This window comes from Pseudomonas sp. YeP6b (genome assembly GCF_025642995.1).
Taxonomy (GTDB): Bacteria; Pseudomonadota; Gammaproteobacteria; order Pseudomonadales; family Pseudomonadaceae; genus Aquipseudomonas.
Genome location: NZ_CP080090.1, coordinates 2,789,102 through 2,812,412, shown reverse-complemented (window position 1 = coordinate 2,812,412; position 23,311 = coordinate 2,789,102). Strand labels below are relative to the sequence as shown.

Sequence of the window (23,311 nt, the reverse complement as noted above, 5' to 3'; positions counted from 1 at the left end):
CCTGTTAACCTTTTACGCACACCACCTGACGCAAGGTGTGCAGCACTTCCACCAGCTCGCGCTGGGCGTGCATGACGGCGTCGATGTCCTTGTAGGCCATCGGAATTTCATCGATCACATCGGCATCCTTGCGGCATTCCACGTGGGCCGTCGCACGGATCTGGTCGGCCACCGTGAAGGTGTTTTTTGCCCTGGTGCGGCTCATGGTGCGGCCGGCGCCGTGGCTGCACGAGCAAAACGACTCTTCGTTGCCCAGGCCGCGCACGATGAAACTTTTCGCGCCCATGGAGCCCGGAATAATCCCCAGCTCGCCCTTCTTCGCCGACACCGCGCCCTTGCGCGTCACCAGCACATCCTCACCAAAGTGCCGCTCTTTTTGCACGTAGTTGTGATGGCAGTTCACCGCTTCCAACGCCACCTCAAACGGCTTGCTGATCACCTGGCGTGTGGCCTGGACCACCGCGCGCATCATCAACTCGCGGTTCTGCCGGGCAAAGTCCTGGGCCCAGCCCACGGCTTGCACGTAGTCATCGAAGTGCTGGCTGCCTTCTTCGAAATAGGCCAAGTCGCGGTCCGGCAAGTTGGCCAGGTGCTGGCGCATGTCCGCCTGGGCCAGCTGGATAAACAGGTTGCCGATGGCGTTACCCACGCCACGCGAGCCGCTGTGCAACATGAACCAGACCCGGTTGGCTTCATCCAGGCACACCTCGACAAGGTGGTTACCCGTGCCGAGCGTGCCCAAATGCTGGCGGTTGTTGCTGCGCTCCAACTGTGGGTACTTGTCGGTGATCGCCTTGAAGCGCGGGTGCAGCGCCGCCCATACCTGATCGGCCTGGGCCGGCACGTCTTCCCACGCCCCTTTGTCGCGACCTTTACGGCTGCGGGTGCGGCCATGGGGCACGGCGGCTTCGATGGCGCAGCGCAGCCCGTGGAGATTGTCCGGCAAGTCGCTGGCGGTCAGCGTGGTGCGCGCCGCGATCATGCCGCAGCCGATGTCCACGCCCACCGCCGCTGGGATAATTGCGCCCACCGTCGGGATCACACTGCCGATGGTCGAACCCTTGCCCAGGTGCACATCCGGCATCACCGCGAGGTGCTTGAAGATAAACGGCATCTTGGCGGTGTTCATCAGTTGCTGGCGGGCTTCAGGTTCCACGGGCACGCCCTGGGTCCACAGTTTGATCGGCTTGCCGTTGGCCACTTCCAGCAGTTGGTAGGTCTTCTCTTGCATGATCTCGATTCTTTTTTTGAAAGCCGTCACTGCGGCGTTGATTGAGCTATAGCAGCGGGCGTGCCAGCTTTTTCACCAACTCAATTAAAATTCTTATCTCATTGTTTTATATAGTTATTTACAAACACTCAGATTTAAATAATGAAAAGCGATGACAAGTTCAATGGCTAATTTATATCCTAGCTTATCGTCACTTATCTTTTGGTCTAGTCATGAAGCGCAAACGCACCGTCGCCATCGGGTTTATCGGGTCCAAGCTGGATCGCGTCGGCAAGGGCGCCAACCGCTGGAACTACTGGCGCCCCAGTGTCGGCCTGTGCCAGCAAGCCGATGTGCTGATTGATCGCCTGGAGCTGATCCACGACGTCGACGCGCGCGACGTGAGCCTCGCCGAACGGGTGCGCGCCGACATCCTGCAGATATCACCGCACACCGAGGTGCGCCTGCACGCGATGCCACTGCAAAACCCCTGGGACTTCGAAGAGGTCTACGCCGCGCTGCACGATTTCACCACAGACTATGCCTTCAATACCGAACACGAGGACTACCTCGTCCACATCACCACCGGCACCCACGTGGCGCAGATTTGCTGGTTCCTGCTGACCGAGGCGCGCAACCTCCCGGCACGCCTGATCCAGACCGCACCGGCACGCCGCAGTGACGACAGCGCGCCCGCCACTGGCACCCACACGCTGATCGACCTCGACCTGTCGCGCTACGACCGCATCGCCTCGCGCTTTGCCGAAAAACGTTTAGAAGGCCTGGCGTTTCTCAAGTCGGGGATTGCCACACGCAATAGCGCTTTCAACGGCTCCATCGAGCAAATCGAGCGCGTGGCCGTGCGCTCCAAGGCGCCGATGCTGCTGATCGGCCCCACCGGTGCCGGCAAGTCATTCCTCGCCCGGCGCATCTACGAACTCAAGCGCAGCCGCCACCAAATCCAGGGGCGTTTTGTGGAAGTGAACTGCGCCACCCTGCGCGGCGATGGTGCGATGTCGGCGCTGTTCGGCCACATCAAAGGCGCCTTCACCGGCGCGCAAAATGCCCGTGACGGCCTGCTGCGCGCGGCGGATGGCGGCATGCTGTTTCTCGATGAAATCGGCGAACTGGGGCTGGATGAGCAGGCGATGCTGCTCAAGGCCGTCGAAGAAAAACGCTTCTACCCACTGGGCGCCGACCAGGAAGTGGCCAGCGACTTCCTGATCATCGCCGGCACCCACCGTGACCTGCGCGGGCGCGTGGCCCAGGGGCTGTTTCGCGAAGACCTGTATGCGCGTATCAACTTGTGGACCTTTGACCTGCCCGGCCTTGCGGGCCGGCGTGAAGACATCGAGCCCAATATCGATTTCGAACTGGAACGGCACGCCCGCGAGCAAGGCCGCCACGTGCGCTTCAATCTGGAGGCGCGGCGTCGTTACCTGGCGTTCGCCTGCTCCAGCGAAGCGGCGTGGCTGGGCAACTTTCGTGAGTTGTCTGCTTCGATCACGCGTATGGCAACGCTGGCGGACAGCGGGCGTATTGATGAGGCCCAGGCTGAAGAAGAAATCCAACGTTTGCGCTACGCCTGGGGCTTATCTGCGCCGCAGGCTGAGTGGCAAGCCTTGCTGCCTGCGGATCTGGATCTGTTTGACCAGCTGCAACTGAAGGCGGTGATTGAGGTGTGCTTGCAGGCAGACAGCCTGTCGGATGCTGGCCGGCGATTGTTCGGCGTGTCGCGCCAGGCCAAGGTACAACCGAATGACGCGGATCGGTTACGCAAGTACCTGGCGCGGTTTGCGATTGATTGGAAACAGTTGGCGGCGCTCAAGTAAAGCGGGTTGTTTTTTTTTGGGGGGGAGTTGAGGGCATATCCGTTATTTGGGTGATGGCGGATATGGGTTCTGCCCTTACGGCGGCTCACTTTTGAACAGCGCAAAAGTAAGCAAAACGCTCTTGCCCCACCACTCGGCACCTCGCTCACGCTTCGGTGTGCCCTCACGCAGGCTTTGGACCGTGGGCAGCGTGGTTTAACGGGGCGCCCAAGATCAAGATCAAAAACAGATCAAGATCAAAAGCAAGAGCACGGCGGCCTAGTAGCCGACCTGAGTGGTTAGATCAAAAGCGAAGCCAAGGCGGCCTGACAGCCGACCTGATCTCTGAAACTGTACTCAATCAAATGTGGGAGCTGGCTTGCCTGCAATGGCATCAGGTGCGGCGATCCGGCAAGCCAGCTCCCACATTTAGATCTCAGTACATCAGGTGGATGTGGTGGTGTTCTGCTTCTGCCGTGCTTTTGCTTCAACCACTCACTGCTTTTGATCTGACAGGCCCCGTTAACCACGATGGCCGAACACAGGCGAGGCACCGAGTGGTGGGGCAAAGACCTTTTGGTTACTTTTAGCTGGGCCGGCATTCCGGGCGTTTGCCAAAAGTGCCCCCCTCACCACCCCTCTTTCAACATACGCAACTCCAGGTGCTGCAACAGCATGATGGTCTTACCATCCACAATCTCACCGCTCTGCACCATCGCCAGCGCCTGCTCAAAGCCCAGCTCCAGCACTTCGATATCCTCGCCCTCTTCCTCCAAGCCACCCCCCGTACCGACCCGATCCTCCGCCTGATACTCACCGATAAAGAAGTGAATCCGCTCAGTCACCGACCCCGGGCTCATGAACGCCGCATAGATTTTCTCCACATAACCAACGCGGTACCCGGTCTCTTCCTCAGCTTCCAGGCGAATACGTTCCTCAGGGCTGGCATTGTCCAACAAACCGGCAGCGGCTTCGATCAAGTAACCCGGGTAATCGTTGACGAAGGTGGGCATACGAAACTGGCGAATCAGCAGCACCGTGCGCTGCGCACGGTTGTACAACAGGATGGTCGCACCGTTGCCCCGGTCATACACCTCGCGCGTCTGGGCTTGCCAACTGCCGTCCTGCCTGCGCAAGTCGAAGCTGTACTTTTTCAGAAGGTACCAACTGTCCGAGAGGGTTTCCTCAGCGGTGATTCGAATGGGGCTGTTGTCCATGCTCAGGCCTCTGCGCAAATGTGCAGGAGCATCTCGCGCCGTCAATACCAGCGTCAAGCGCATCACTTGCGGCTACAATCGCGCCCCAAGAAGGATCTCCCTGCGGGTTCAAGGAAATGATGCTGCACATCCCGACGCTATTGATAGTGGCCGTGTTCGTGTTCTGCCTGATGGGCCTACTGACGGCGCATGCCTGGAGCCGTGGCCGCGAACCGACCCTAGGCTATCTGGGCATCATGCTGTTGCTCGCCTCCCTGGGCACCGGGCTGATTGTGGTACGCGGTATGGGCATGGACTTTGTCGCGCTGATCATCGGCAACGTGGTGCTGCTGCTCAGCGCCGCCATGAACTGGACCGCCATGCGCGCTTTTGTGCAGCGCAAACCCAATGTGCCGGGGATCTTTGCCGGTGCCGGGCTGTGGTTGTTGATGTGCCTGGTGCCGCCGTTCTACGCCTCGCTGTCGGCGCGGGTCACGCTGTATTCGCTGTTGGCGGCCGGGTATGGCGTGTTGTCGGCGCTGGAACTATGGCGCCGGCGCGCCAGCCTGGAAGTCGCCTACGCCCCCGCCCTGGTGCTGACCCTGTGGCACACCGGTTTCTATGGCATTCGTGCCTTTACCGACCCCGGCCTGCCGATCAAGAGCGCGCAGGCCTCGGGCAGCGAAGGCGTGCCGTTTTTCTCGTTCATGCTGTTTGAATCCATGCTGTACGCCATCGGCATTGCCTACGTCACCCTGGCGATGGTCAAGGAGCGCGCCGAACTGCGCTTCAAAGCCGCCGCCTTCAGTGATGCGTTGACCGGCATCGGCAACCGCCGCGCCTTTATGCTCAAAGGTGAGCAACTGTTGGCCGACAGCGCTCGGCGTAACCAGGGCGCAGCCCTGCTGCTGTGCGACCTGGACCACTTCAAGCGCCTGAATGACAACTTCGGCCACCCCATGGGCGACCAGGCCTTGATCGCGTTCAGCCGGGTGGCTGAAGCGACATTGCGGTCCACCGACGTGTTCGCACGCATCGGTGGCGAAGAGTTCGCCTGCCTGCTCGCCGACAGCGATGCCGCCGGCGCGTTTGAAGTGGCCGAGCGTATTCGCCAGACGTTCGCGCAGTTGGACCTGTTGGCCCCCGGCTACTTGGGCGTGAGCATTGGCATCGTCACCTCCCAGGCGGGCGGCGACCTCTCTCAATTGCTCTCGCAGGCCGACCAGGCGCTGTACCTGGCCAAGGCACGAGGGCGCAATCGGGTGCAGGTGGCCGCCGCGCTGTAACACTTTGCAAGCAAACCCCATGCGCGGCTGTCGAATTAATTCCTGCCTGCATAAGCCATCTGGTAAAACCCGTGCTTCGCCTTTATATGGGTACCTTCATGTCATCTCGTTTTATCGCTCGCCTGGGCCTGCGCTGGTTTCCCCTGCTGTGCATGGCCATCCTGATCATCGGTTTGCCGGTGGGCTGCGCCGTGCTGCAACACAAAGAGCGCGAGCTGGTGTTCCGTATCGAGCCGGGCACGGCCGGCTGGTACACCGGCTTGCCTAAGGCGGTGCAGGAATTCGATATCAAGCCCGCCAGTTTCAAACCGGGGCAAAACCTTCACGGCTGGTGGTACCCGGCCGACAACAAGGACGCGCCGGCCATTCTCTACCTGCACGGCGTGCGCTGGAACCTCACCGGGCAGCTGTTTCGCATCGAGCAACTGCACGCGCTGGGCTTCTCGGTGCTGGCCATCGACTACCGTGGTTTCGGCCAAAGCCACGGCGATTTGCCGTCGGAAACCAGTGTGTATGAAGACGCCCGCATCGCCTGGGAACGCTTCCAAGTGCTGCAACCCGACCCAGCCAAACGCCTGATCTACGGGCACTCCCTGGGTGGCGCGGTGGCCATCGACCTGGCGGCCGAATTGAGTAAGCAGACACCGCTGCCCGTGCGCGGGCTGGTGATCGAATCCACCTTCACCTCGCTGGGGGACGCGGCCGCCGCCGTCGCCAATACCTCGTTGCCGGTGCGCTGGCTGCTGTCGCAGAAGTTTGACTCCATCGACAAAATGGCCAACGTGCACATGCCGCTGCTGGTGGTCCACGGCCTGGCCGACCAGTACGTGCCACCGCGTTTCAGCCAGCAATTGTTTGATGCCGCCCAGGAGCCCAAGCGGCTGTTGCTGGTGCCGGGCGCCACACACAACAACAGCATGAGCCTGGCCGGACGCAGTTATGGCCAGGCGCTGGAAAACCTCATGCGCGCAAAAGCACCGGCGCAGGTGGTCACGCACTCCACAGGCCGTGATAGCGACTCATAAACATACTTTTCGGCACTGGGTTCGCACTTGGCTGTCAAGCGCAAACCCTGCCCATACTGGCCCGCGTTGAAAGTTGATCAAATATTGACCGAGGGCTAAATCGCCAACCCTGCCGGGCCTTCGCAAAGTTATCCACAGAGATACCCACGGTTTTCGTGGACAACTCTTTTTACTTTTTTACGATTTTTTTGCTCAGCAAACGCCTGTGGGAAACGTTCCAGGCAGCAAAATCTCGCGACTCACATCGCGTATATCGTTATAGCCACACAGCGCCATCGACACATCCAACTCCCGGGCGATGATGTCAAGGGCCTTGGTCACGCCCGCTTCGCCCATGGCGCCTAAACCATACAAGTGCGGGCGGCCGATCATGGTGCCTTTGGCGCCCAACGCCATCGCCTTGAGCACGTCCTGGCCGGAGCGAATGCCGCCGTCGAGCCACACTTCAATTTGCGTGCCTACCGCCTCAACAATCGCCGGCAGTTGGCTGATGCTCGACGGTGCGCCATCCAACTGGCGGCCGCCGTGGTTGCTCACCACCAGCGCGTCTGCACCGGAGTTGGCCGCCAGGCGCGCATCTTCCACATCAAGGATGCCCTTGATGATCAGCTTGCCGCCCCAGCATTTCTTGATCCACTCCACATCGTCCCAGCTCAGACGCGGGTCGAACTGCTGCGCGGTCCACGACGACAGCGAACTCATGTCCGCCACACCTTTTACATGCCCAACGATATTGCCGAAACCCCGGCGCTTAGTGCCGAGCATGCCCATTACCCAGCGCGGCTTGGTTGCCATGTTGAGGATATTCGGCAAGGTCAGTTTCGGCGGCGCCGACAGGCCGTTGATCAAGTCCTTGTGGCGTTGCCCGAGGATCTGCAAATCGAGGGTCAGCACCAGCGCATCAACCCCGGCGGCCTTGGCGCGCTCGATCAACTGCTCGATAAACGCACGGTCGCGCATCACATACAGCTGGAACCAGAACGGCTGGCCGACGTGTTCGGCGATATCTTCCAGGGAGCAGATGCTCATGGTCGACAAGGTGTAACGCAGGCCGAACGCGGCGGCGGCGCGGGCGGTGAGGATCTCGCCATCGGCATGCTGCATGCCCGCAAGCCCCGTCGGTGCCAGTGCCACGGGCATGGCCATGTCCTGGCCAATCATGCTGGCGCGGATCGAACGCTGATCGATATTGCGCGCCACGCGCTGGCGGAATTGGATGCGGGCAAAATCACTTTCATTCGCCCGGTAGGTGCTTTCAGTCCAGGAGCCGGAATCGGCGTAGTCGTAGAACATCCGTGGGACACGTTTTTGCGCCAGCTTGCGTAAGTCTTCGATGGTTGTGATCAACGGCATCTAGGTCACCTCTCCCTGAACTGAGCCCAGAGAGTAACCGCCCATCGGCGGCGCAACCAGTCATTGCGTTTATATCGAGGCAAGCTTAATCTCGCATAACACCGCAGAAAGATGCACAAACATGCACAGCACTCATCAAGCCATCGACCTACCTTCGTTGCGCAAACAGAAAATCCTGTTGCTGCTGGAGCGCGACGGCAAAGTCACCGCCTCAGAATTGGTGGAACACTTTGCGGTGTCCCAGGACACCATCCGCCGCGACCTCGGTGAACTCGCCGCCGCCGGCCTGTTGCAACGCGTGCACGGCGGCGCCCTGCCCCGGCCCAAAGACACCGGCAAAGACTTCTTCACCCGCGTCGGCGAGACCAATGAGGTCAAGCGCCACCTCGCGCAACTGGCGGCGGATCGCGTTGAAGATGGCCAGATCGTACTGTTCGATTCCGGCTCCACTACGCTGCAGATTGCCCAATCCTTGCCGCGCTCGATCCGCCTGACCGTGGTCACGCCGTCGCCGATGATTGCCATTGCCCTGGCCGACCATCCCGACGTGAAAGTGATTTTGACCGGCGGCCAACTCAACCCCGCCACCTTGTCCACCAGCGGCCACGAAACCGTGCGCCTGATCCAGAGCATCAAGGCCGACCTGCTGTTTACCGGCGTGTGCGCGCTGCACCCGCAGGTGGGCATCAGCTCGCTGCATTTCGATGAAGTGGCGGTCAAGCAAGCGCTGCTCGACAGTGCATCGCACGTGGTGGCCGTGACCATGGCAGACAAGCTTGGCGCCGTAGAACCATTTGTGGTGGGGCCGTGCAACCGCATCCATACGCTGATCACCGAGTGGCATGTGCAGGGTGTCGAGGCGTATGAGCAGTTAGGTTTGGAAGTGCTGCGGGTTGAGGTCGAGTAGGTGAAAAACGAACGTCCAAGCAAAGCAGGTTGAATGTGGGAGCTGTCGAGCGTTAGCGAGGCTGCGATGGGATCACCGCGTTCTACCTGCAAGACCGTAGCGCCTGCATCGCAGCCTCGCTAAAGCTCGACAGCTCCCACATGCGCGCGCCCAAGCATTGAAACCAGTTCCCTGGCGGTGCAGTGCTGCAACTTGCGCGCGGTGTCGCGGCCCTGCTGCTCCACACTCAAGTAATCGACCTGGCCATGCTCAGTGGCCCAGCTTGCGCTCAGCTTTGGCGGCCTGCTCGTTGATGGCGTCGGTCTGGCGTTCGATGTCCTTGATCGAGGTGGGCGTCAGCACCTTGTCAACGGTTTCAGTCTTCGGGTTCGGACGTTCCAGGGTCTGGCCCTTGGCGGGTTTTTCAGTGCCTTTCTGGGCGTCTTCGGAGCTGATGGGGGCTGGGGTTTTATCGGCAGTCACAGTCTTTCTCCAAGCAGTTGAAGGCCCGCAAAAAATAGCGGGCCCATATTCAGCAGAGCCCACCGAATTTCGATAGTTCAAGGAATTTACCGCGCTGCACCACCGGAGAAAAAAACGCGCATTAATTTAAACCTTTTGCCCAGGGCCCCGCTCAACAGTCAGGTACGGCATCACGCCACCGTGGATTTCAAGGAGATCCACATAACTACTCTGCTGATGAAAAAAATACTGAGCTGCAAGCCAGACACGCCCACTAATCATCCCTGACCCAGGAGACACTCGACCATGAGTTCGCAACTCAACGGCAAGCACATCCTCATCATCACCTCTAACACCGGTATTGAGCGCGATGAGCTGCTCAAACCCCTGCAAGCGCTGCGCGGTTATGGCGCCACGGTGACTCACGCGTCCAGCAAGGGCGGCACTACCCAGACCTTTGTTGGCGACACCGAGAAGGACAAAACCGTGGAGTCCGACGTGCAATTGTCGGCGGTGGTGAGCAGCGACTTCGATGCCCTGGTGATCCCAGGCGGCACCGTCAACGCCGACACGTTGCGCCAGGATGCGGCGGCGTTGCGCCTGATCAACGATTTCGTCAAGGCCGGTAAAACCGTCGCGGCGATCTGCCACGGGCCGTGGGCGCTGATCGATGCAGGCGTGATCAAGGGCAAGACCCTGACCTCCTACAAAAGCGTGCGCATCGACCTGCAAAACGCCGGCGCTGCCGCTTGGGTGGACGTCGAGGTCAAGCAATGCCCGGCCAATGGTTGGACCTTGATCACCTCGCGTACGCCGGATGACCTGCCGGCGTTCAACGAGGCGATTGCCAAGGCGGTTGCGGGTTAAACCAGCCGTTTAAAGCAAAACAGGCGCCCTCGCAGACTGTGTGAAAACGCACTGAAGGCCAGCTCAACAAACGCCCCGACTTGTTCGGGGCGTTTGTTTTTGTGCGAGCAATAGATGAAAAAAGGCCTTTCAGCCCATCAGCTCCATCAACTGGCGGGCTCCGAGCACGCTAATCGCTCGCTTAAGGTTATAAGCGTTCACCGCCAAGGCCATTTCTGCTTTTGCGCCCTCCAACTGGCGCAACAGGAAACGACCATTCCCAAATAGCCATTGCTTGAGGTTTCCGAAAGGGTGCTCAACGATGGATCTTCGGTTGGCCATCATCTGCGGATGCGCCAGCATTCGCTGCTCCATTCGCTCAAAGGCTTCCTCATGGGCATGGCGTGAGACATAGCGACGTTGGGCGCCAGTGCACTGGGATTTGAGCGGGCAGGCAGCGCAGTCACTGACATCGCCCTGATAGATTCGATCTCCCTTGTTGCGCTGCTTGAGCGTCAGCCACTTGCCCGCCGGGCACTGATAACGATCGTGTTCGGCTTCGTAGATAAAATCTTTGCGCTCAAAAAGCTCCTCACCGCCTGGGTTGACCGAGCGATTGGGCGGCACGTACACGGTAATCCCAGCCTCCTCGCAGGCCTGAAACTGCTGGCCGTTGGAGTAGCCAGCATCGGCTGTCACGCTCAGGGCATCTTGTTCCAGATGTTCTTTTGAGGACTTGGCCATTGGCTCGAGTTGCTTGCGGTCATCGCCATCCTGGGTCACTTCATGGTGCAGGATCAGGCAATGTGCGGCGTCCACGGCGGTTTGTACGTTGTAAGCCACCCGCGGCCCTTTGGGCGTGCGCATCATTCAGGCATCGCTTTCTTGGGTGTTGAATTGCTCCAGGCCCATCGAGTTCATTAGCGCTTGGCAGCTCTGATTATCCTGCTGCCGGACTTCAAGCTGCGCCAGTGCTGTTTTGATTGCGCTGCGATCAATCGCCTCTGTGGTTTCGGCCTTGTCGGCCTCATCCAGCTCGGCCAGATACTGAGCGATGCGCTTATCCAGTTTCTCTTCCTGACGTTTGAGCTGCTTCAAATTCATATGACGCCGCGAGGACGCCACCGCCTGAAATTTGCTGCCGTCGATGGCCACCAACTCACCGGCGATCAGACCGGCTGTGCGGCAAAACCGAACAAAGGCACGGCACGTCGCCACAAAGGCGAGTTTGTTGTTTTTGCGAAAGTCGGCGATGGTCTTGAAGTCAGGTTTGAGCCGATTGATCAGCCACATCACTTCGATGTTGCGCTGGCATTCGGCTTCAAGCCGCCGCGATGAGCGAATCCGCTGGAAATAGCCATAAAGGTAGAGTTTGAGCTGGTCGGCGGGGTCATAAGACGGGCGGCCGGTGCTTTTGGGCAACGCTTTATCAAAGCCCAGTTGCACCAGATCCAGCCTGGCGACATAGAGATCAATGACGCGAACGAGGTGATCCTCGGGGATCAATTCCTCCAACGAGACCGGGAACAGACTGGTCTGGCTGCGGGACTCTCCTTGGATATAGGCCATAACGAAAAATGCTCCGTATCTTTCGATACGGAGCATTTTCTTTGAGCGCTGCGCAGATTGCTAGGTTTTCACACAGTCTGCTAGGGCGCCTGTTTACTGTGGTGCTTAAGTTCAGCTTTTACGCTGATCAGCCATCTCACGTTTGGGCCCGAACATCGCCCACACGATCAGCCCGAACAGCGGCACGAAAATCAGAATGATCAACCACAACCCCTTGGTCTCCCAGCCACCGGTGCTGCGCAAGACGACGTTGATCGCCCACAATTCCAAGATCAGCAGAATCACGGCCAAAATGATCCAGATAGTTTCCAATTGCATAGTTCACCTCCTGAGGTCTATGCATTAGGTCAGCCGTATGGCTCCAGGGTTCCATCCGATTTGCACCCAGGCGCTCTCGCCCAACGGTTGCGGCTAATCCTGCGCGACCTTCTAGACTCACCGCACTCACGTTTTTTAATCCACCCGATGAGCGGGAATTTCAACCAGCGCTCGGTGGGCCACCCACGTCTGCGCGAATACCTGTCGAGCTTGAAGAACTCGCTGAGCGGCAACAGCGCCGCCGGCTCCGCCCTGCCTCCGGGCACCTACGCCAGAAGCCCGTGCGACAGCGACAAGAAGGCTGAAACAGCGCCAAAAGAAAAGGCCTCTACCCGCGTTTCATCACTCAAACAGCCTGCCAGCTAGAAGACTAAGAAAAAGGCGCCGCGAAGCGACAGCTAACCGCTACCTATTCACCGCCTGACTCGCCGATAAAAGCCAGGCGCTTCTCCAGCCACTGGCGGACGATTTCTCGTGCCGCCACCTGCGCCTCCTCCACAGAGAAACCACGCTCACTCTGCAGCCACGCGGCGGTGACTTGCCGAGCCGGTTCGACCGCAGCCAGCGCCAGCGTGCGCGATTTGCTCGGCCATGACTTTTCATCGTTCCAACTGCGCATGGCCGGTTCAGGGTCTTCTGCGCCCTCCACCGGTTTGAGAAAGTCGCGCGGCGATACCGTCGCACGCAAATCCAGGCGCCGCCACTCGGCATAGCTCGCAAAACGAATAGTGCCGCTGTTGCCGCTGGCGGTCGCAATAGCAGGGTCAAAGCCCGCGTCCAATTGCTGCCACGGCGCTTGCTTGAACAGCTCGCCTTGCGGCGCGCACAACGGCGCGAAGCTGTCGCGGGTCGAACCATACAGCGGCCCGAATGCCTCATAGGCGTCTGCGCCGTGACGGCTGAAGACGAAGCAGTGCACATACGCACGCTGGTCGGCGAACACCTCGTACTGTGCCCGTTCGACCATCATGCGTAACAGCGTCAGGGTGATGCGGTCGCGGCTGAATACCGGGTCGCTGTCCAGGTCCTGGAAAATCTCCCATGGATAGCTGTCGGTCTTGAGCACCGCGAGTACCTGCTGGCGTTTTTCTTCGGCTTCTTGGGCGGTGACGCCGCTCTGCGGTTCAAAGCGTTGCAGGTACACCAACCAGGCGGCCGCCAGTTCACTCTGGGGAAAACGTCGCAAGCCCTGAGCGGCGTCTGCTGGATGATCAGGAATACTGGCGATGATCGCATCCAGCTCGGCGGTGTGCGGCTGGGTGAGTTGGCCCACCTCAATCAACCGTTTGCTCAGCAATGGCTGCAAGCAGGCCGGGTCGGTGCCGCAGGCATCACGGGTTTTCAGCCAGGCTCGCTGAGCATTGCGCAGCGCGTCGCGTTGCGGGCCCTTGAGCTTGCCCATCGCACTCAGGTAATGCTCGCCGAGCATGCCGTCGAGGCGGCTCAGCTCCGGGTTGGCGCAGAGGGTCTGCTCGACAGGCGTGGTGGCCTTTTTGCAGTCATACGACGCAGCCCCGGCCGGCGCTGCGGCACACAGCAGTGCAGCGGCCATCCCCATCAGCGGGCACAACGATTTAACCGAGTAGTCCATCACATTCCTTGCCAGAGGTCCTTTCGAGGCGCGTATTGTGCAGCGCTGACACGCCGATCACAAAGCTTCGTGCCGGGTCGCATCGAAGCGCTCCCGCGCCTGAAGTGCCGACCTTGCTCGCGAACCTGGCCGCCGTAACCTTCAACGCTCAGCTGCACATCACCGTGACCAGCGTCGCAATGGATTGGCCGCCACCTCAAGGCACCGGCAACCAGCCGCTGAAGCCGCCCTGTCGGGTCAGCGGGCTCCAGGCAAAGTCGCCTGCACTCGCCGGCAACACTTGATGTTCAGCGCCCGCAACGGCGGCACCTTTCCAGTCAAAAATCCTTGACCCCCGCCAGGCCAGAACCACCCCTTGGGCCTGGCTGTCATCGGTGCTTATCCAACACGCAGCCGCAGCCGCCATGAAGGCCTCGATGGGCTCCTCGTCAATTTGCGCGCGGTACGCCGAGCCCAGCAGCCAGCGGCAGACGTTCAGGTGATACGTCCAGTCCTGCGGTGGCTGGTTGTGATAGGCCCAGATCATGAAGCTGCGAAACAGGTTCAACCCCTCGGGTGGGTCGAGCTTGAGCAGTGCCGGGCAGATGTCGAACAAGGTGTGCCAATACGGCAACAAACGCGCATCCAGGTGCACGAAGCAGCGGGAATTGCTGGGGTATTCAGGCAGTGTCGGTTCCGCGCGCAAGCGACGGGACGCCTTGCTGACCAGGCGGCTGGCGCCTGCAGGCAATAGATGGTTCATCAAACGCACTCACAGTCGTGACGATAGAACGCCTCCTGATCACAGGAAGCACAAGGCACACGTCAGAATGCGGGGGAAGCGCGGGGGTTGGCTGAGGGCCAGGAATATCGCGGCGGCGCCTTGTTGCGCCGCTCATAGGCCGGGCGCGGGGTTTGCTGGAGACTCAACAGCCAGGCCAGGCCGATGAGGAACACGATGGCCACGGTCACGGCGGAGCACACCGGGCAGGCAAAGTAGTTCGAGATGTTGCTGGAAGGCGGGTTTCCCAACCCTTTGTCGGAAAGTGGCGCCTGGCTACCGTCCACCGAACAGAAGGCCCCGCCGATGCCATTGAGCTGTTGGCCCATCATCTGCCCATGCCCCAAACCACAGGCGAACACGTTCATCAGCACGCAAAAGTACAGGGCCCAGGCGATCAGCGAACGGTCAGGGTGGCTCAATTTCATGGCGGCGACTCTACCACCGAAGCCCCAAAGGGATGAAGCACCGCGCGCCCCTGTGGCAGAACGTCGCAGATTACGTGGGCTGGCCGGGGCTGGTAGACTGTGCGCCCGCATCATTACTCCTTTTCAAAGCCTGTTATGTAGATCCAGAGCAATGCAGGCGTTTCACAGGATGCACAGTTAATGAGTACGTTATTCACCCGCCGCAAAGTGCTGACCGGTATGGGCCTGTTGGGTCTGGGCAGCCTGCTGGGCGGCTGTGACTACAGCCCCAAGCTGAACTTCAAGTACGGCAAGGACCTCAGTGACAAGATCATGGGCCGCACCTTCAAGCTCAAGAACACCGACGGCGAAACCGTCACCCTGAGCTCGTTCCGTGGCCTGATGCCAGTGGTGTTCTTTGGTTTCACCCAGTGCCCGGCCGTGTGCCCAACCACCCTGGCCCGCGCCGCCCAAGCCAAGAAGCTGATGGGCCGCGATGGCGAGATCATGCAAGTGGTGTTCATCACCCTCGACCCCGAGCGCGACACACCGGAATTGCTCGACAGGTACGTGAAGGCCTTCGACCCCAGCTTCGAAGCGCTGTACGGCACCCCGGAAGAAATCGCCGTGGCCGCCAAGGAGTTCGGGATCTTTTATGAAAAGATCCCTGCCGGTGACACCTATACCTTGTCGCACACCTCGACCAGTTTCGTCTTCGACACCCGTGGCAACCTACGCCTGGGCCTGTCGGCATCCCTTACCGCTAAAGAGTGCGCAGAAGACCTGCTCACCGTCATGGAGGTCTGCTAATGACTGCCGTTCAACACCTCAAGCGCTTTACTTTCGGCCTGACGCTGCTGGGCCTCGCTGCCCACGCCAGTGCCCAGGTACAAGTGAGCGACGCGTGGGTACGCGCCACCGTAGCGGGCCAAACGTCCAGCGGCGCCTTCATGACCGTCACCGCCGACAGCGACAGCAAACTGCTCAGCGTAGCGTCGCCGGTAGCCAAGGATGCGCAGATTCATGAGATGAGCATGAAGGATGACGTGATGCGCATGGGGCCGGTGGACTCGGTGGCCTTGCCTGCGGGTAAAGCGGTCAAGCTGGACCCGAACGGTTATCACGTGATGCTGATGGGGCTGACTGGGCAGATCAAGGAAGGTGATCAGGTGCCTTTGACCTTGACCGTAGAGAACGCCAAGGGTGAGAAGCAGGTGATTGAAGTGAAAGCGCCGGCGCGTGGGTTGAACGGTATGGATGGCAAACATGGCATGCATGGTCAGAATGGCCAAGACGGCCAAGACGGCGAGAACGGCATGGACCACGGCAAGATGCACTAAACCGCTTCGGCGGTGAGGGACGCTGCCGTGGCGAGCGGGTTGTTGTGGCGAGTGGGCTTGCCCTGATGGCCAGCGCACCCGCGAGCTGTACACGCGCTTGAACAAAAGCTCGATGGGCACCGCCGTGCTGGCGAACTCAGCTTACCCGCTGAACTGCCAGCGCCTGGCCGAGCGGCTGGACTTTGATGGCGTGCACGAGAACTCGCTGGATTCGAGCCAAGTCTCCACCTACGACATTCCCATCGAGGCGGCCAACCTGGCGTCATCATCGGCGATTCGTGTGGGCGCGATGATTGGCGACATCCACACCCAATATCACCAGATCCGCCCGTGGTTGTTACTGGATGAAGAAGCCACCTACACCAGCAGCGCCATGCCGCAAGAGCGCAACCCGGGCTTGCTGATGCGCAACAGCACCACCCCACTCGGCGCGCTCAAGGATGAACGCTTCATCCTGGCTCGCCACCCCGGCGCGCCGGGCATGTACGCCAACCTGATCAAGGCCTGCCAGAACGCCGATTTCGAACCCACGATTGCCTTTGAAGTGGAACGCATGCTGACCAACGTCAGCCTAGTGGTGGCCGGCGAAGGCATCTCGGTGGTGCCGGCCTCCGAGCTGGGGGCGGTGTATCGCAAAGGGTAAGGCTCAATCCACAATAAACAGCTTCGCCCCACTGCGGGTGGATGAGCGATGGCCTTCCATGTCATTGCCCACCTGGTAACTCATCCCGGCCGTCAGCGTGAACTGGCGGCCGTCTTCCAATTCGGTGTGCAGTTCCCCTTCGAGACACAGCAACACATGCCCGCGCCAGCACCAGTGATCGGCCAAGTAACCGGGGGTGTACTCGACCATGCGCACACGGGTCGTGCCGAAGTGGCAAGTACGCCACAGGGCACTGCCGGTAACGCCCGGGTGAAGTTCGGGTTCGACGGTGGACCAGTCGGTGGTGCCAAACGGGACAGCAGTCAGTTCCATGGTGGGCTCGGTCATCAATTAACGTGGCACGACCCTATCTGCCTGAAACGCGCAGCGGTAGACACAGATCGACGGCTTTTGTGAGATACAGGCGCCCATGCTTGTTAACCTACCCGCCCTGCCTTCACGGACGCGTGCTTATGCAGATCGACCCCGCTTTCATCCTTCACGAGACCGAGCACTGGCGGCTCAACCATCACCTTGCGTCGAAGCTGCCGGGCTACCTGATGCTGGGCGCCAAGGCCCCCATCGATTCCCTCGCCGACATGCCGGACGCAGCGCTGGCGGAACTGGGGGGCTTACTGGCTAAAACCCAACGGGTGATCGAGGCGCAGCTCCAGCCGAAATGGCTGTATATCAGCCGCTACGGGCACATGCCCGGCTTCCCGCTGCACTTTCATTTCATCCCAGTGTATGACTGGGTGGAGCAAGCGTTTTGGCAGGATCAGCGCTACCGCGTGCTGCAAAATTTTGGTGCCCCGGAACAAGCGCAGGCGCTGACCGATGGGGCTGAATTGACACTGTTTGTGTGGCGCGAGTTTAGCGAGAGCCCGACACCGCCGGCGGTTCAAGGGGGTTCGGTTGGCCGGGTGATCGAGCGGTTGCGCACCGCCCTTCAAGCCTGACCCCGATCCCTTGTGGGAGCAGTGTTGCTGAAAAGCTCTGCATGCGCCGCAATGGCCCTGCGAACCGAAACCTGACCGACAAAGCTGATCCCCTGTGGGAGCTGTCGAGCTTTAGCGAGGCTGCGAAGGCGGCGGCACTGTCAGCACAGTTGTCGCCTGCCCCACCGCTTTCGCAGCCTCGCTGGGGCTCGACAGCTCCCACATTGGAACAGTGTTGCTGAGGAGATCTGCATGCGCCGCAATGGCCCTGCGAACCGAAACCTGACCGACAAAGCTGATCCCCTGTGGGAGCACCTGTGTTAGCTGGCGCTGATCGCATCCCTAGCAATGAGTCGCTTGGTCATCGGGATGCACGCCAATTCCAGCCCCGACGGCGAGTGATACACCGCCTGCTCCTCGCCCACATAACCGTAGGCTCTGTAGAAGCTCGCCGCATTCAGCGTCGCATCCAGCACCACTTCTTCAATCGCCAGTTCCCGCGCAACCCCTTCCAAATGGTCAAGCATCGCCTTGCCATACCCCCGCCCGGCAAACTCAGGTAGCACGAACAACGCGCCCACTTCGTTGTTGTCGGGGTCGAGCATCCCGGTGATCACGGGTTCATTGTTCACCCAGCCCAGGTAAAACGGCTTGTCCATCAGCACGCTGTAACCGTCTTCGGCGCGGCCGCGGGTCCACAGCAGCATTTGTTCGCGGGTGTAGGCGCCGATGCATTGGCTGCGGATGGCCAACAGGCGAATGTCGAACGCCGCCTGGGCGTCCTCTGGGGTGGCGCGTTTGATCTCTAGCATTGCTTTCTCCGTCCATGAACTCATCGTGCGATTAGCACACTGGTGCTAATCGATCCCTTTGCCCGGCGGCGCTATATTCCGCGGCACTTCCAACGCCCCCTGGCACCGTGCATTTATCGCGCGTGGGCGCGGTGCGCGCTGAAAAAACCATGACAAACCCAAGGAAGAAACACCATGAAACGGCACTCCTCCGTTACCCGCCTCACCCTGTTGGGCGCATTGATCATTGGCGCTGCCGGCTGCAGCAATATGAAACCCTCCGAAGATCACCTCAAGTGCGCATTCACGTGTCATCGCTGCTGCGCAGCTTGAGGGTGCCCTCGCGGGCCGCGGCTGAGGGCAAGTACTCCGGGGAGTTCTAGGCGTTTTTCCTGGCAGGGCTGAGTCGTCGTGCCCCCATGAATGCACGACCGGCTGGCCGCCTGAGTCAGCGTAACTGGAACCAGGTGGTTTTCAGCTGGGTGTACTTGTCGAATGAATGCAGCGACAAATCACGGCCGAAGCCGGACTGCTTGCCACCGCCGAACGGCACCGTAACATCCAGGGCGTCGACGGTGTTGACCGACACAGTGCCGGCATTCAAGGCCCGCGCAACACGATGGGCGCGGTTGAGGTCATCACTCCACACCGAGGCCGCCAAGCCATAGAGGCTGTCATTGGCCAGCTGTATGGCCTGCTCTTCCGTGTCAAACGCGCTAACGGCCAGCACCGGGCCGAACACTTCATCACGCGAGAGCTGCATGTCGCGGGTCACACCGCCAAAAATGGTCGGCTGGATAAAGTTTGATGAACCATTGAGGGTCACCTGTTCGCCCCCGCACAACAGCCTGGCGCCCTCGCCCTGGGCCTGACTGATGGCGTGCATGATGCGTGCGGTCTGCTCACGGTCGACAATTGCACCGGCAGCGCTGGCGGGGTTCAGCGGATCACCCGGCATCCAGGCGTGCGACTTGGCAATCAGGCGCTCAACGAACTCGTCATGGATGGAGCGTTGCACATACAGCCGCGAGTTGGCCGAGCACACCTCGCCCTGGTTGAAAAAAATCCCGAAGGCGGCCTTCTCTGCCGCCAGGTCCAGGTCCTGGCAGTCGTCGAACACCAGGTTCGGGCTCTTGCCACCACACTCCAGCCACACCTGCTTCAAGTTGGATTGAGCTGCATACTGCATAAAGTATTTGCCGACCTGGGTGGAGCCGGTGAACACCAGGCCATCCACGTCCGGGTGTAGGCCCAGCGCCTTGCCGGCATGTTCACCGAGGCCTGGCACCACGTTCAAAACGCCCTCTGGGATACCTGCCTCCAGGGCAAGCTGGGCCAGGCGCAGGGCAGAAAATGGCGACTGCTCGGCGGGTTTCAACACCACGCTGTTACCGGCTGCCAACGCCGGTGCGAGCTTCCAGGCGGCCATGTCGAGTGGGAAATTCCACGGCACCACGGCTGCAATTACGCCCAACGCTTCACGCGTGATAGTCGCCAGCGCATTGCGCGCGGTGGGCGCGACCTGATCGTAGATTTTGTCGAGGGCTTCGCCGTACCAGGCAAACACATGCGCGGCGCCGGGCACGTCAATGGTGTACGCATCCATCACCGGCTTGCCCATGTTCAGCGAATCAAGCAGCGCCAGCTCTTCGCGGTGGGTCATCAGCAACTCGGCGAGCTTGATCAGGACCTTCTTGCGTTCCAGCGGCGGCATGCGCCGCCAAGGGCCGGTGTCGAAGGCCTGGCGCGCGCTGCGCACAGCCAGGTCAACCTCGGCCTCGCCACAGGCGGCAACACGCGCCAGCAGCTGATTGGTGGCCGGGTTGATAGCGTCGAACGTCGCGCCGCCAGCCGCGTTGACGGGTTGGCCACCGATCAAGGCAGTGTCGATGAAGGTCTGGCGGGCAACACGCTGTTGCCAGTAATTAAGGTCGAACACGGTGTACTCCCAATAAATATCGATGGATAGCGCGAGGTTTATTCAGCGATCTGCAGTTCCGGCATCTTCACGCTAAAACCTCGGGTAATGCCCAGCAAACAAAGGAGGCCAACCCCCATCCAGCACAAGCCGATCGTGAAAGACATGCTGGACAGGCTGGTCCACAGCCACACGGTGCTGAGGAACCCCAGGCCCGGCAGCGCGGCGTACAACAGGTAATTGCGGGTGCCGCGTAACTTCTGGTCGAGCAGGTAGTGCTTGATCACCGCCAGGTTCACCGCCGAAAACGCGAACAACGCACCGAAGCTGATCATGTTGGCCACGGTGTCCAGGGTGATGAACAGGGCAATCAACGAGAACAGGCTGACCAGCACAATCGCCGTGGCCGGCACGCGTTTTTTCGTCACCAGTTTGCCCAGCACCCTCGGCAGCGCGCCGTCGCGCCCCATGGCGAACAACACCCGCGACACACTCGCCTGGGAGACCATCGCCGAGGCGAAACAGCCCGCCACATAGGTGGCGGTAAAAGCCGTCACCAGCAGTTCGCCGCCCACGCGGCGCATCACGTCCACCGACGCCGAATCCGGGTCGACAAAGCTGTTCCATTCGGGGAACACCAGTTGCGCGAAATACGACACCAGCAAAAACAGCAGGCCGCCAAACAGCGACACCACCATGATCGCCAGCGGGATAGTTCGGCGCGGGTTGGGGGTTTCCTCGGCCATGGTCGACACCGCATCAAAGCCCAGAAAGGACAGGCACAGCACCGCCGCGCCCGCCATGATCAACGGCGGGCTGAAGCCTTCATGATGGAACGGCGCCAACAGCGAAACCGGCGCGGGCTGCCCGCTGAGGGTGTGCACCGACAACGCCACGAACACCACGATGAACACCAACTGGGCGACGATGAGTATCCAGTTGACCCGGGTGATGGACTCAATGCCCACCAGGTTCAGCGCCGTGACCAGCGCAATCGAGCCGAGCACCCACACGGAAGTGGGCACGCCGGGGAAGTATTCGGACAGGTAGATGCCGATCAGCAAATAACTCAGCAGCGGCAAGAAGATGTAGTCGAGCAGCAAGGTCCAGCCAGCGATAAAGCCGAAATACGCGCCAAACGCCTTGCGGGTATAGGAATACACCGAGCCGGAAAAGGGATGCGCCTGCACCATGCGCCCATAGCTGTAGGCCGTCAGCAGCATGGCGGCGAGGGTCAGCATATAGGCGGTGGGCAAGTGGCCCTTGGTCATTTGGGTTACCAGCCCATAGGTGGTAAACACCGCCAGCGGCACCATGTACGCAAGACCGAACAGCACCAGCCCGACCAGGCCCAGCGGCTGGCGAAACTTGCGGGTCGAAGCGGCTTTGGGCGCGCGGTGATGGGAGGGAGTTTCGGCCACGCTTGTTATTGTATTCATGGGTGACTCCTGGAAATCGGGATGCAGGCCGTCGCGGCAGTCGATGGCATCGGCTGCCGTTCAAGCGTTGTCTGATGGAGGGTGCTCACCACCCCGTGCGTGGGGGTGAGCAGGTCACTTCACAGCTTTCCCGCGATCCGTGCGGTGCGATCAACCGCGATGCGGGTCTTGTCGACCAGCTCGTCCAGCTCCGCGCGCGTGGCCACCAGTGCCGGCGCCATGATCATGCGCCCGAGCGTGGAGCGGATGATCACGCCCTCCTCAAAGCCAAAGGTGCGGCACTGCCAGGCCAGGTCGTTTTCATTGTCGAAGCGTTTGCGCGTGGCCTTGTCTTCAACGAACTGCAGGGCCCCGAGCAGGCCTGCGCCCTGGATCTCGCCGACCATCGGGTGGTTGCCGAACACTTCATGCAGCAGGCTCTGCAAGTACGGCCCGGTGTCGTTCTTGACCTGGCGCACGATGCCTTCATCGCGCAGGGCCTTGAGGTTGGCCAGCGCCACGGCCGCCGCCACCGGGTGCCCGGAATAGGTCAGCCCGTGGGCGAACACTCCGCCCTGCTCCACCAGCGCCTCGGCGATGCGCTTGCTCAACACCAGGCCGCCCATCGGCAGGTAACCGGAGGTCAGGCCCTTGGCGATCGACAAGGTGTCCGGCTCAAAGCCGAAGTGTTGATGGGCGAACCATTCGCCGGTACGGCCAAAGCCACCAATCACCTCGTCGGCGCACAGCAGCACGTCGTATTGGCGGCAAATGCGCTGAATCTCAGGCCAGTAGCTTTCAGGTGGGAAAATCATCCCACCCGCGCCCTGGAACGGTTCGGCGATAAACCCCGCGACGTTCTCGGCGCCCAGCTCGAGGATTTTTTCTTCCAGCTGCAGGGCGCAGCGGCGGCCAAACTCGGCTGGCGTCAGTTCGCCGCCATGGGCATACCAGTAAGGTTCATCAATGTGCGCGACGTCGGGAATCATCCCGCCCATCTCGTGCATGAACTTCATGCCGCCCAGCGCAGACGCCGCCAAGGTCGAGCCGTGATAGCCGTTCCAGCGGCCGATCATGATCTTTTTCTGCGGCTGGCCGACCACTTGCCAATAGCGGCGCACGGTACGGATCAACACCTCGTTGGCCTCGGAGCCGGAGTTGGTGTAGATCACGTGGCTGTAATGCCCCGGCAACAGGCTGAACAGCAGTTCCGACAGCTCGATCACCGCCGGGTGGGTGGTGTGAAAGAACATGTTGTAGTACGCCAACTGATCCATCTGCGCGGCGGCGGCGGCGGTCAAATCCCGGCGACCATAGCCCAGCTGGGTGCACCACAGGCCGGACATGCCGTCCAGGTAGCGCTTGCCTTCGCTGTCCCACAGGTACAGGCCCTCACCGCGCACCATCACACGCGGGCCTTCGGCATTCAGCGCCTTTTGATCGACAAACCCATGGATGTGGTGGGCCGCATCAGCGCGCTGATAATCCTCGGTGCGGCGATTCAGTTGGGCGGGTAAGTTCATGGTTTTTCTCTCTTATAGTA

At 60.6% G+C, this 23,311-nt stretch carries 21 protein-coding genes and 6 pseudogenes; 12 read left to right on the top strand and 15 right to left on the bottom strand.

The annotated features are described in order from the left end of the window. Positions 1 to 4: 4 nt before the first annotated feature. On the bottom strand, positions 5 to 1,231 hold the full coding sequence (locus KZH41_RS12770; RefSeq protein ID WP_263274922.1) for an RtcB family protein: 1,227 nt from the start codon (positions 1,229 to 1,231) through the stop codon (positions 5 to 7). A 212-nt stretch (positions 1,232 to 1,443) separates the two neighbouring features. On the opposite strand from KZH41_RS12770, the gene rtcR reads away from it, so the two are divergent. Continuing rightward, positions 1,444 to 3,042 (top strand): RNA repair transcriptional activator RtcR, encoded by a 1,599-nt coding sequence (gene rtcR / locus KZH41_RS12765; protein ID WP_094950197.1) that lies wholly within the window; start codon positions 1,444 to 1,446, stop codon positions 3,040 to 3,042. A 608-nt stretch (positions 3,043 to 3,650) separates the two neighbouring features. Here rtcR and KZH41_RS12760 read toward each other — a convergent pair. Then, positions 3,651 to 4,238 (bottom strand): NUDIX domain-containing protein, encoded by a 588-nt coding sequence (locus KZH41_RS12760; protein ID WP_094950196.1) that lies wholly within the window; start codon positions 4,236 to 4,238, stop codon positions 3,651 to 3,653. Positions 4,239 to 4,354: 116 nt separating this feature from the next. Between KZH41_RS12760 and KZH41_RS12755 the strand changes: the two genes are divergently transcribed. Beyond that, positions 4,355 to 5,503, top strand: coding sequence for a sensor domain-containing diguanylate cyclase (locus tag KZH41_RS12755; RefSeq protein WP_094950195.1), 1,149 nt, complete (start codon positions 4,355 to 4,357; stop codon positions 5,501 to 5,503). 98 nt (positions 5,504 to 5,601) lie between these two features. Then, entirely contained in the window at positions 5,602 to 6,528 is a 927-nt protein-coding gene (locus KZH41_RS12750) for an alpha/beta hydrolase (protein WP_094950232.1), read from the top strand. Positions 6,529 to 6,720: 192 nt separating this feature from the next. Here KZH41_RS12750 and KZH41_RS12745 read toward each other — a convergent pair whose 3' ends face one another. After that, positions 6,721 to 7,881, bottom strand: coding sequence for an alpha-hydroxy acid oxidase (locus tag KZH41_RS12745; protein WP_094950194.1), 1,161 nt, complete (start codon positions 7,879 to 7,881; stop codon positions 6,721 to 6,723). 121 nt (positions 7,882 to 8,002) lie between these two features. On the opposite strand from KZH41_RS12745, the gene KZH41_RS12740 reads away from it, so the two are divergent. Further along, positions 8,003 to 8,788 carry a DeoR/GlpR family DNA-binding transcription regulator gene (locus tag KZH41_RS12740; protein ID WP_094950193.1) on the top strand — a complete coding sequence of 262 codons (786 nt, stop codon included), beginning with the start codon at positions 8,003 to 8,005 and terminating at the stop codon, positions 8,786 to 8,788. Positions 8,789 to 8,928: 140 nt separating this feature from the next. Here the strand turns inward: KZH41_RS12740 and KZH41_RS12735 are convergent. Both KZH41_RS12735 and KZH41_RS12730 read right to left on the bottom strand, forming a co-directional pair. Continuing rightward, a pseudogene (locus tag KZH41_RS12735) lies at positions 8,929 to 9,012 on the bottom strand (DNA methylase); the annotation flags it as partial. Positions 9,013 to 9,037: 25 nt separating this feature from the next. Beyond that, positions 9,038 to 9,250, bottom strand: coding sequence for a hypothetical protein (locus KZH41_RS12730; protein ID WP_263274921.1), 213 nt, complete (start codon positions 9,248 to 9,250; stop codon positions 9,038 to 9,040). Positions 9,251 to 9,535: 285 nt separating this feature from the next. On the opposite strand from KZH41_RS12730, the gene KZH41_RS12725 reads away from it, so the two are divergent. After that, a complete protein-coding gene (locus tag KZH41_RS12725; RefSeq protein ID WP_094950191.1) occupies positions 9,536 to 10,096 on the top strand; it encodes a type 1 glutamine amidotransferase domain-containing protein in 561 nt (186 codons plus the stop codon). Positions 10,097 to 10,225: 129 nt separating this feature from the next. Here the strand turns inward: KZH41_RS12725 and KZH41_RS12720 are convergent. Further along, a pseudogene (locus KZH41_RS12720) lies at positions 10,226 to 11,644 on the bottom strand (IS1182 family transposase). Positions 11,645 to 11,755: 111 nt separating this feature from the next. Then, positions 11,756 to 11,962: a PLD nuclease N-terminal domain-containing protein gene (locus KZH41_RS12715; protein ID WP_094953799.1), complete on the bottom strand. Its 207-nt coding sequence runs from the start codon at positions 11,960 to 11,962 to the stop codon at positions 11,756 to 11,758. Between the two features lie 111 nt (positions 11,963 to 12,073). Between KZH41_RS12715 and KZH41_RS30295 the strand changes: the two are divergent. Continuing rightward, positions 12,074 to 12,190 (top strand): annotated as a pseudogene (locus tag KZH41_RS30295) (peptidase); the annotation flags it as partial. A 181-nt stretch (positions 12,191 to 12,371) separates the two neighbouring features. Here the strand turns inward: KZH41_RS30295 and KZH41_RS12705 are convergent. From KZH41_RS12705 to KZH41_RS12695, 3 genes are all read right to left on the bottom strand, one after another. Beyond that, the gene (locus KZH41_RS12705; protein ID WP_242155657.1) at positions 12,372 to 13,553 is read right to left on the bottom strand and encodes a lysozyme inhibitor LprI family protein; all 1,182 of its coding nucleotides are present in this window, start codon (positions 13,551 to 13,553) and stop codon (positions 12,372 to 12,374) included. Between the two features lie 196 nt (positions 13,554 to 13,749). Beyond that, positions 13,750 to 14,295, bottom strand: a complete 546-nt coding sequence (locus KZH41_RS12700) for a putative natural product biosynthesis protein (RefSeq protein WP_094953801.1) — start codon at positions 14,293 to 14,295, stop codon at positions 13,750 to 13,752. 62 nt (positions 14,296 to 14,357) lie between these two features. Then, on the bottom strand, positions 14,358 to 14,741 hold the full coding sequence (locus KZH41_RS12695) for a DUF2946 domain-containing protein (RefSeq protein ID WP_263274920.1): 384 nt from the start codon (positions 14,739 to 14,741) through the stop codon (positions 14,358 to 14,360). Positions 14,742 to 14,921: 180 nt separating this feature from the next. On the opposite strand from KZH41_RS12695, the gene KZH41_RS12690 reads away from it, so the two are divergent. The 4 genes and pseudogenes from KZH41_RS12690 to KZH41_RS12675 form a co-directional block, all read left to right on the top strand. Then, the gene (locus KZH41_RS12690; protein ID WP_053255622.1) at positions 14,922 to 15,530 is read left to right on the top strand and encodes an SCO family protein; all 609 of its coding nucleotides are present in this window, start codon (positions 14,922 to 14,924) and stop codon (positions 15,528 to 15,530) included. After that, on the top strand, positions 15,530 to 16,060 hold the full coding sequence (locus tag KZH41_RS12685; protein WP_256589328.1) for a copper chaperone PCu(A)C: 531 nt from the start codon (positions 15,530 to 15,532) through the stop codon (positions 16,058 to 16,060). The genes KZH41_RS12690 and KZH41_RS12685 overlap by 1 nt, the downstream gene beginning before the upstream one ends. Before the next feature lie 64 nt (positions 16,061 to 16,124). Further along, a pseudogene (locus KZH41_RS12680) lies at positions 16,125 to 16,469 on the top strand (argininosuccinate lyase); the annotation flags it as partial. A 15-nt stretch (positions 16,470 to 16,484) separates the two neighbouring features. Next, positions 16,485 to 16,673 (top strand): annotated as a pseudogene (locus KZH41_RS12675) (LysR substrate-binding domain-containing protein); the annotation flags it as partial. 33 nt (positions 16,674 to 16,706) lie between these two features. Here KZH41_RS12675 and KZH41_RS12670 read toward each other — a convergent pair. Beyond that, positions 16,707 to 17,036 (bottom strand): DHCW motif cupin fold protein, encoded by a 330-nt coding sequence (locus KZH41_RS12670; protein ID WP_094953803.1) that lies wholly within the window; start codon positions 17,034 to 17,036, stop codon positions 16,707 to 16,709. A gap of 140 nt (positions 17,037 to 17,176) precedes the next feature. Between KZH41_RS12670 and KZH41_RS12665 the strand changes: the two genes are divergently transcribed. After that, a complete protein-coding gene (locus KZH41_RS12665; RefSeq protein ID WP_242155651.1) occupies positions 17,177 to 17,662 on the top strand; it encodes an HIT family protein in 486 nt (161 codons plus the stop codon). 299 nt (positions 17,663 to 17,961) lie between these two features. Here the strand turns inward: KZH41_RS12665 and KZH41_RS12660 are convergent, their stop codons facing one another. Beyond that, positions 17,962 to 18,453 carry a GNAT family N-acetyltransferase gene (locus KZH41_RS12660; protein ID WP_242155649.1) on the bottom strand — a complete coding sequence of 164 codons (492 nt, stop codon included), beginning with the start codon at positions 18,451 to 18,453 and terminating at the stop codon, positions 17,962 to 17,964. Positions 18,454 to 18,728: 275 nt separating this feature from the next. Between KZH41_RS12660 and KZH41_RS12655 the strand changes: the two are divergent. Next, positions 18,729 to 18,815: pseudogene (locus tag KZH41_RS12655) on the top strand (DNA-binding response regulator); the annotation flags it as partial. Positions 18,816 to 18,880: 65 nt separating this feature from the next. On the opposite strand, the gene KZH41_RS12650 reads toward KZH41_RS12655, so the two are convergent. The 3 genes from KZH41_RS12650 to KZH41_RS12640 form a co-directional block, all read right to left on the bottom strand. Beyond that, on the bottom strand, positions 18,881 to 20,371 hold the full coding sequence (locus KZH41_RS12650) for an aldehyde dehydrogenase (RefSeq protein WP_263274919.1): 1,491 nt from the start codon (positions 20,369 to 20,371) through the stop codon (positions 18,881 to 18,883). 38 nt (positions 20,372 to 20,409) lie between these two features. Continuing rightward, positions 20,410 to 21,789: an APC family permease gene (locus tag KZH41_RS12645; protein WP_242155645.1), complete on the bottom strand. Its 1,380-nt coding sequence runs from the start codon at positions 21,787 to 21,789 to the stop codon at positions 20,410 to 20,412. Between the two features lie 119 nt (positions 21,790 to 21,908). After that, a complete protein-coding gene (locus tag KZH41_RS12640) occupies positions 21,909 to 23,291 on the bottom strand; it encodes an aspartate aminotransferase family protein (RefSeq protein ID WP_242155643.1) in 1,383 nt (460 codons plus the stop codon). Positions 23,292 to 23,311: the final 20 nt, after the last annotated feature.

Excerpts from the sequence above, each read along its gene's own strand:
- rtcR (WP_094950197.1), top strand. The coding sequence starts at position 1,444 with ATGAAGCGCAAACGCACCGTCGCCATCGGGTTTATCGGGTCCAAGCTG.
- KZH41_RS12750 (WP_094950232.1), top strand. The coding sequence starts at position 5,602 with ATGTCATCTCGTTTTATCGCTCGCCTGGGCCTGCGCTGGTTTCCCCTG.
- KZH41_RS12725 (WP_094950191.1), top strand. The coding sequence starts at position 9,536 with ATGAGTTCGCAACTCAACGGCAAGCACATCCTCATCATCACCTCTAAC.
- KZH41_RS12715 (WP_094953799.1), bottom strand. The coding sequence starts at position 11,962 with ATGCAATTGGAAACTATCTGGATCATTTTGGCCGTGATTCTGCTGATC.
- KZH41_RS12670 (WP_094953803.1), bottom strand. The coding sequence starts at position 17,036 with ATGGAACTGACTGCTGTCCCGTTTGGCACCACCGACTGGTCCACCGTC.
- KZH41_RS12640 (WP_242155643.1), bottom strand. The coding sequence starts at position 23,291 with ATGAACTTACCCGCCCAACTGAATCGCCGCACCGAGGATTATCAGCGC.
- KZH41_RS12745 (WP_094950194.1), bottom strand. The coding sequence starts at position 7,881 with ATGCCGTTGATCACAACCATCGAAGACTTACGCAAGCTGGCGCAAAAA.
- KZH41_RS12740 (WP_094950193.1), top strand. The coding sequence starts at position 8,003 with ATGCACAGCACTCATCAAGCCATCGACCTACCTTCGTTGCGCAAACAG.
- KZH41_RS12700 (WP_094953801.1), bottom strand. The coding sequence starts at position 14,295 with ATGAACCATCTATTGCCTGCAGGCGCCAGCCGCCTGGTCAGCAAGGCG.
- KZH41_RS12695 (WP_263274920.1), bottom strand. The coding sequence starts at position 14,741 with ATGAAATTGAGCCACCCTGACCGTTCGCTGATCGCCTGGGCCCTGTAC.
- KZH41_RS12770 (WP_263274922.1), bottom strand. The coding sequence starts at position 1,231 with ATGCAAGAGAAGACCTACCAACTGCTGGAAGTGGCCAACGGCAAGCCG.
- KZH41_RS12760 (WP_094950196.1), bottom strand. The coding sequence starts at position 4,238 with ATGGACAACAGCCCCATTCGAATCACCGCTGAGGAAACCCTCTCGGAC.
- KZH41_RS12660 (WP_242155649.1), bottom strand. The coding sequence starts at position 18,453 with ATGCTAGAGATCAAACGCGCCACCCCAGAGGACGCCCAGGCGGCGTTC.
- KZH41_RS12705 (WP_242155657.1), bottom strand. The coding sequence starts at position 13,553 with ATGGACTACTCGGTTAAATCGTTGTGCCCGCTGATGGGGATGGCCGCT.
- KZH41_RS12690 (WP_053255622.1), top strand. The coding sequence starts at position 14,922 with ATGAGTACGTTATTCACCCGCCGCAAAGTGCTGACCGGTATGGGCCTG.
- KZH41_RS12755 (WP_094950195.1), top strand. The coding sequence starts at position 4,355 with ATGATGCTGCACATCCCGACGCTATTGATAGTGGCCGTGTTCGTGTTC.
- KZH41_RS12685 (WP_256589328.1), top strand. The coding sequence starts at position 15,530 with ATGACTGCCGTTCAACACCTCAAGCGCTTTACTTTCGGCCTGACGCTG.
- KZH41_RS12665 (WP_242155651.1), top strand. The coding sequence starts at position 17,177 with ATGCAGATCGACCCCGCTTTCATCCTTCACGAGACCGAGCACTGGCGG.
- KZH41_RS12645 (WP_242155645.1), bottom strand. The coding sequence starts at position 21,789 with ATGAATACAATAACAAGCGTGGCCGAAACTCCCTCCCATCACCGCGCG.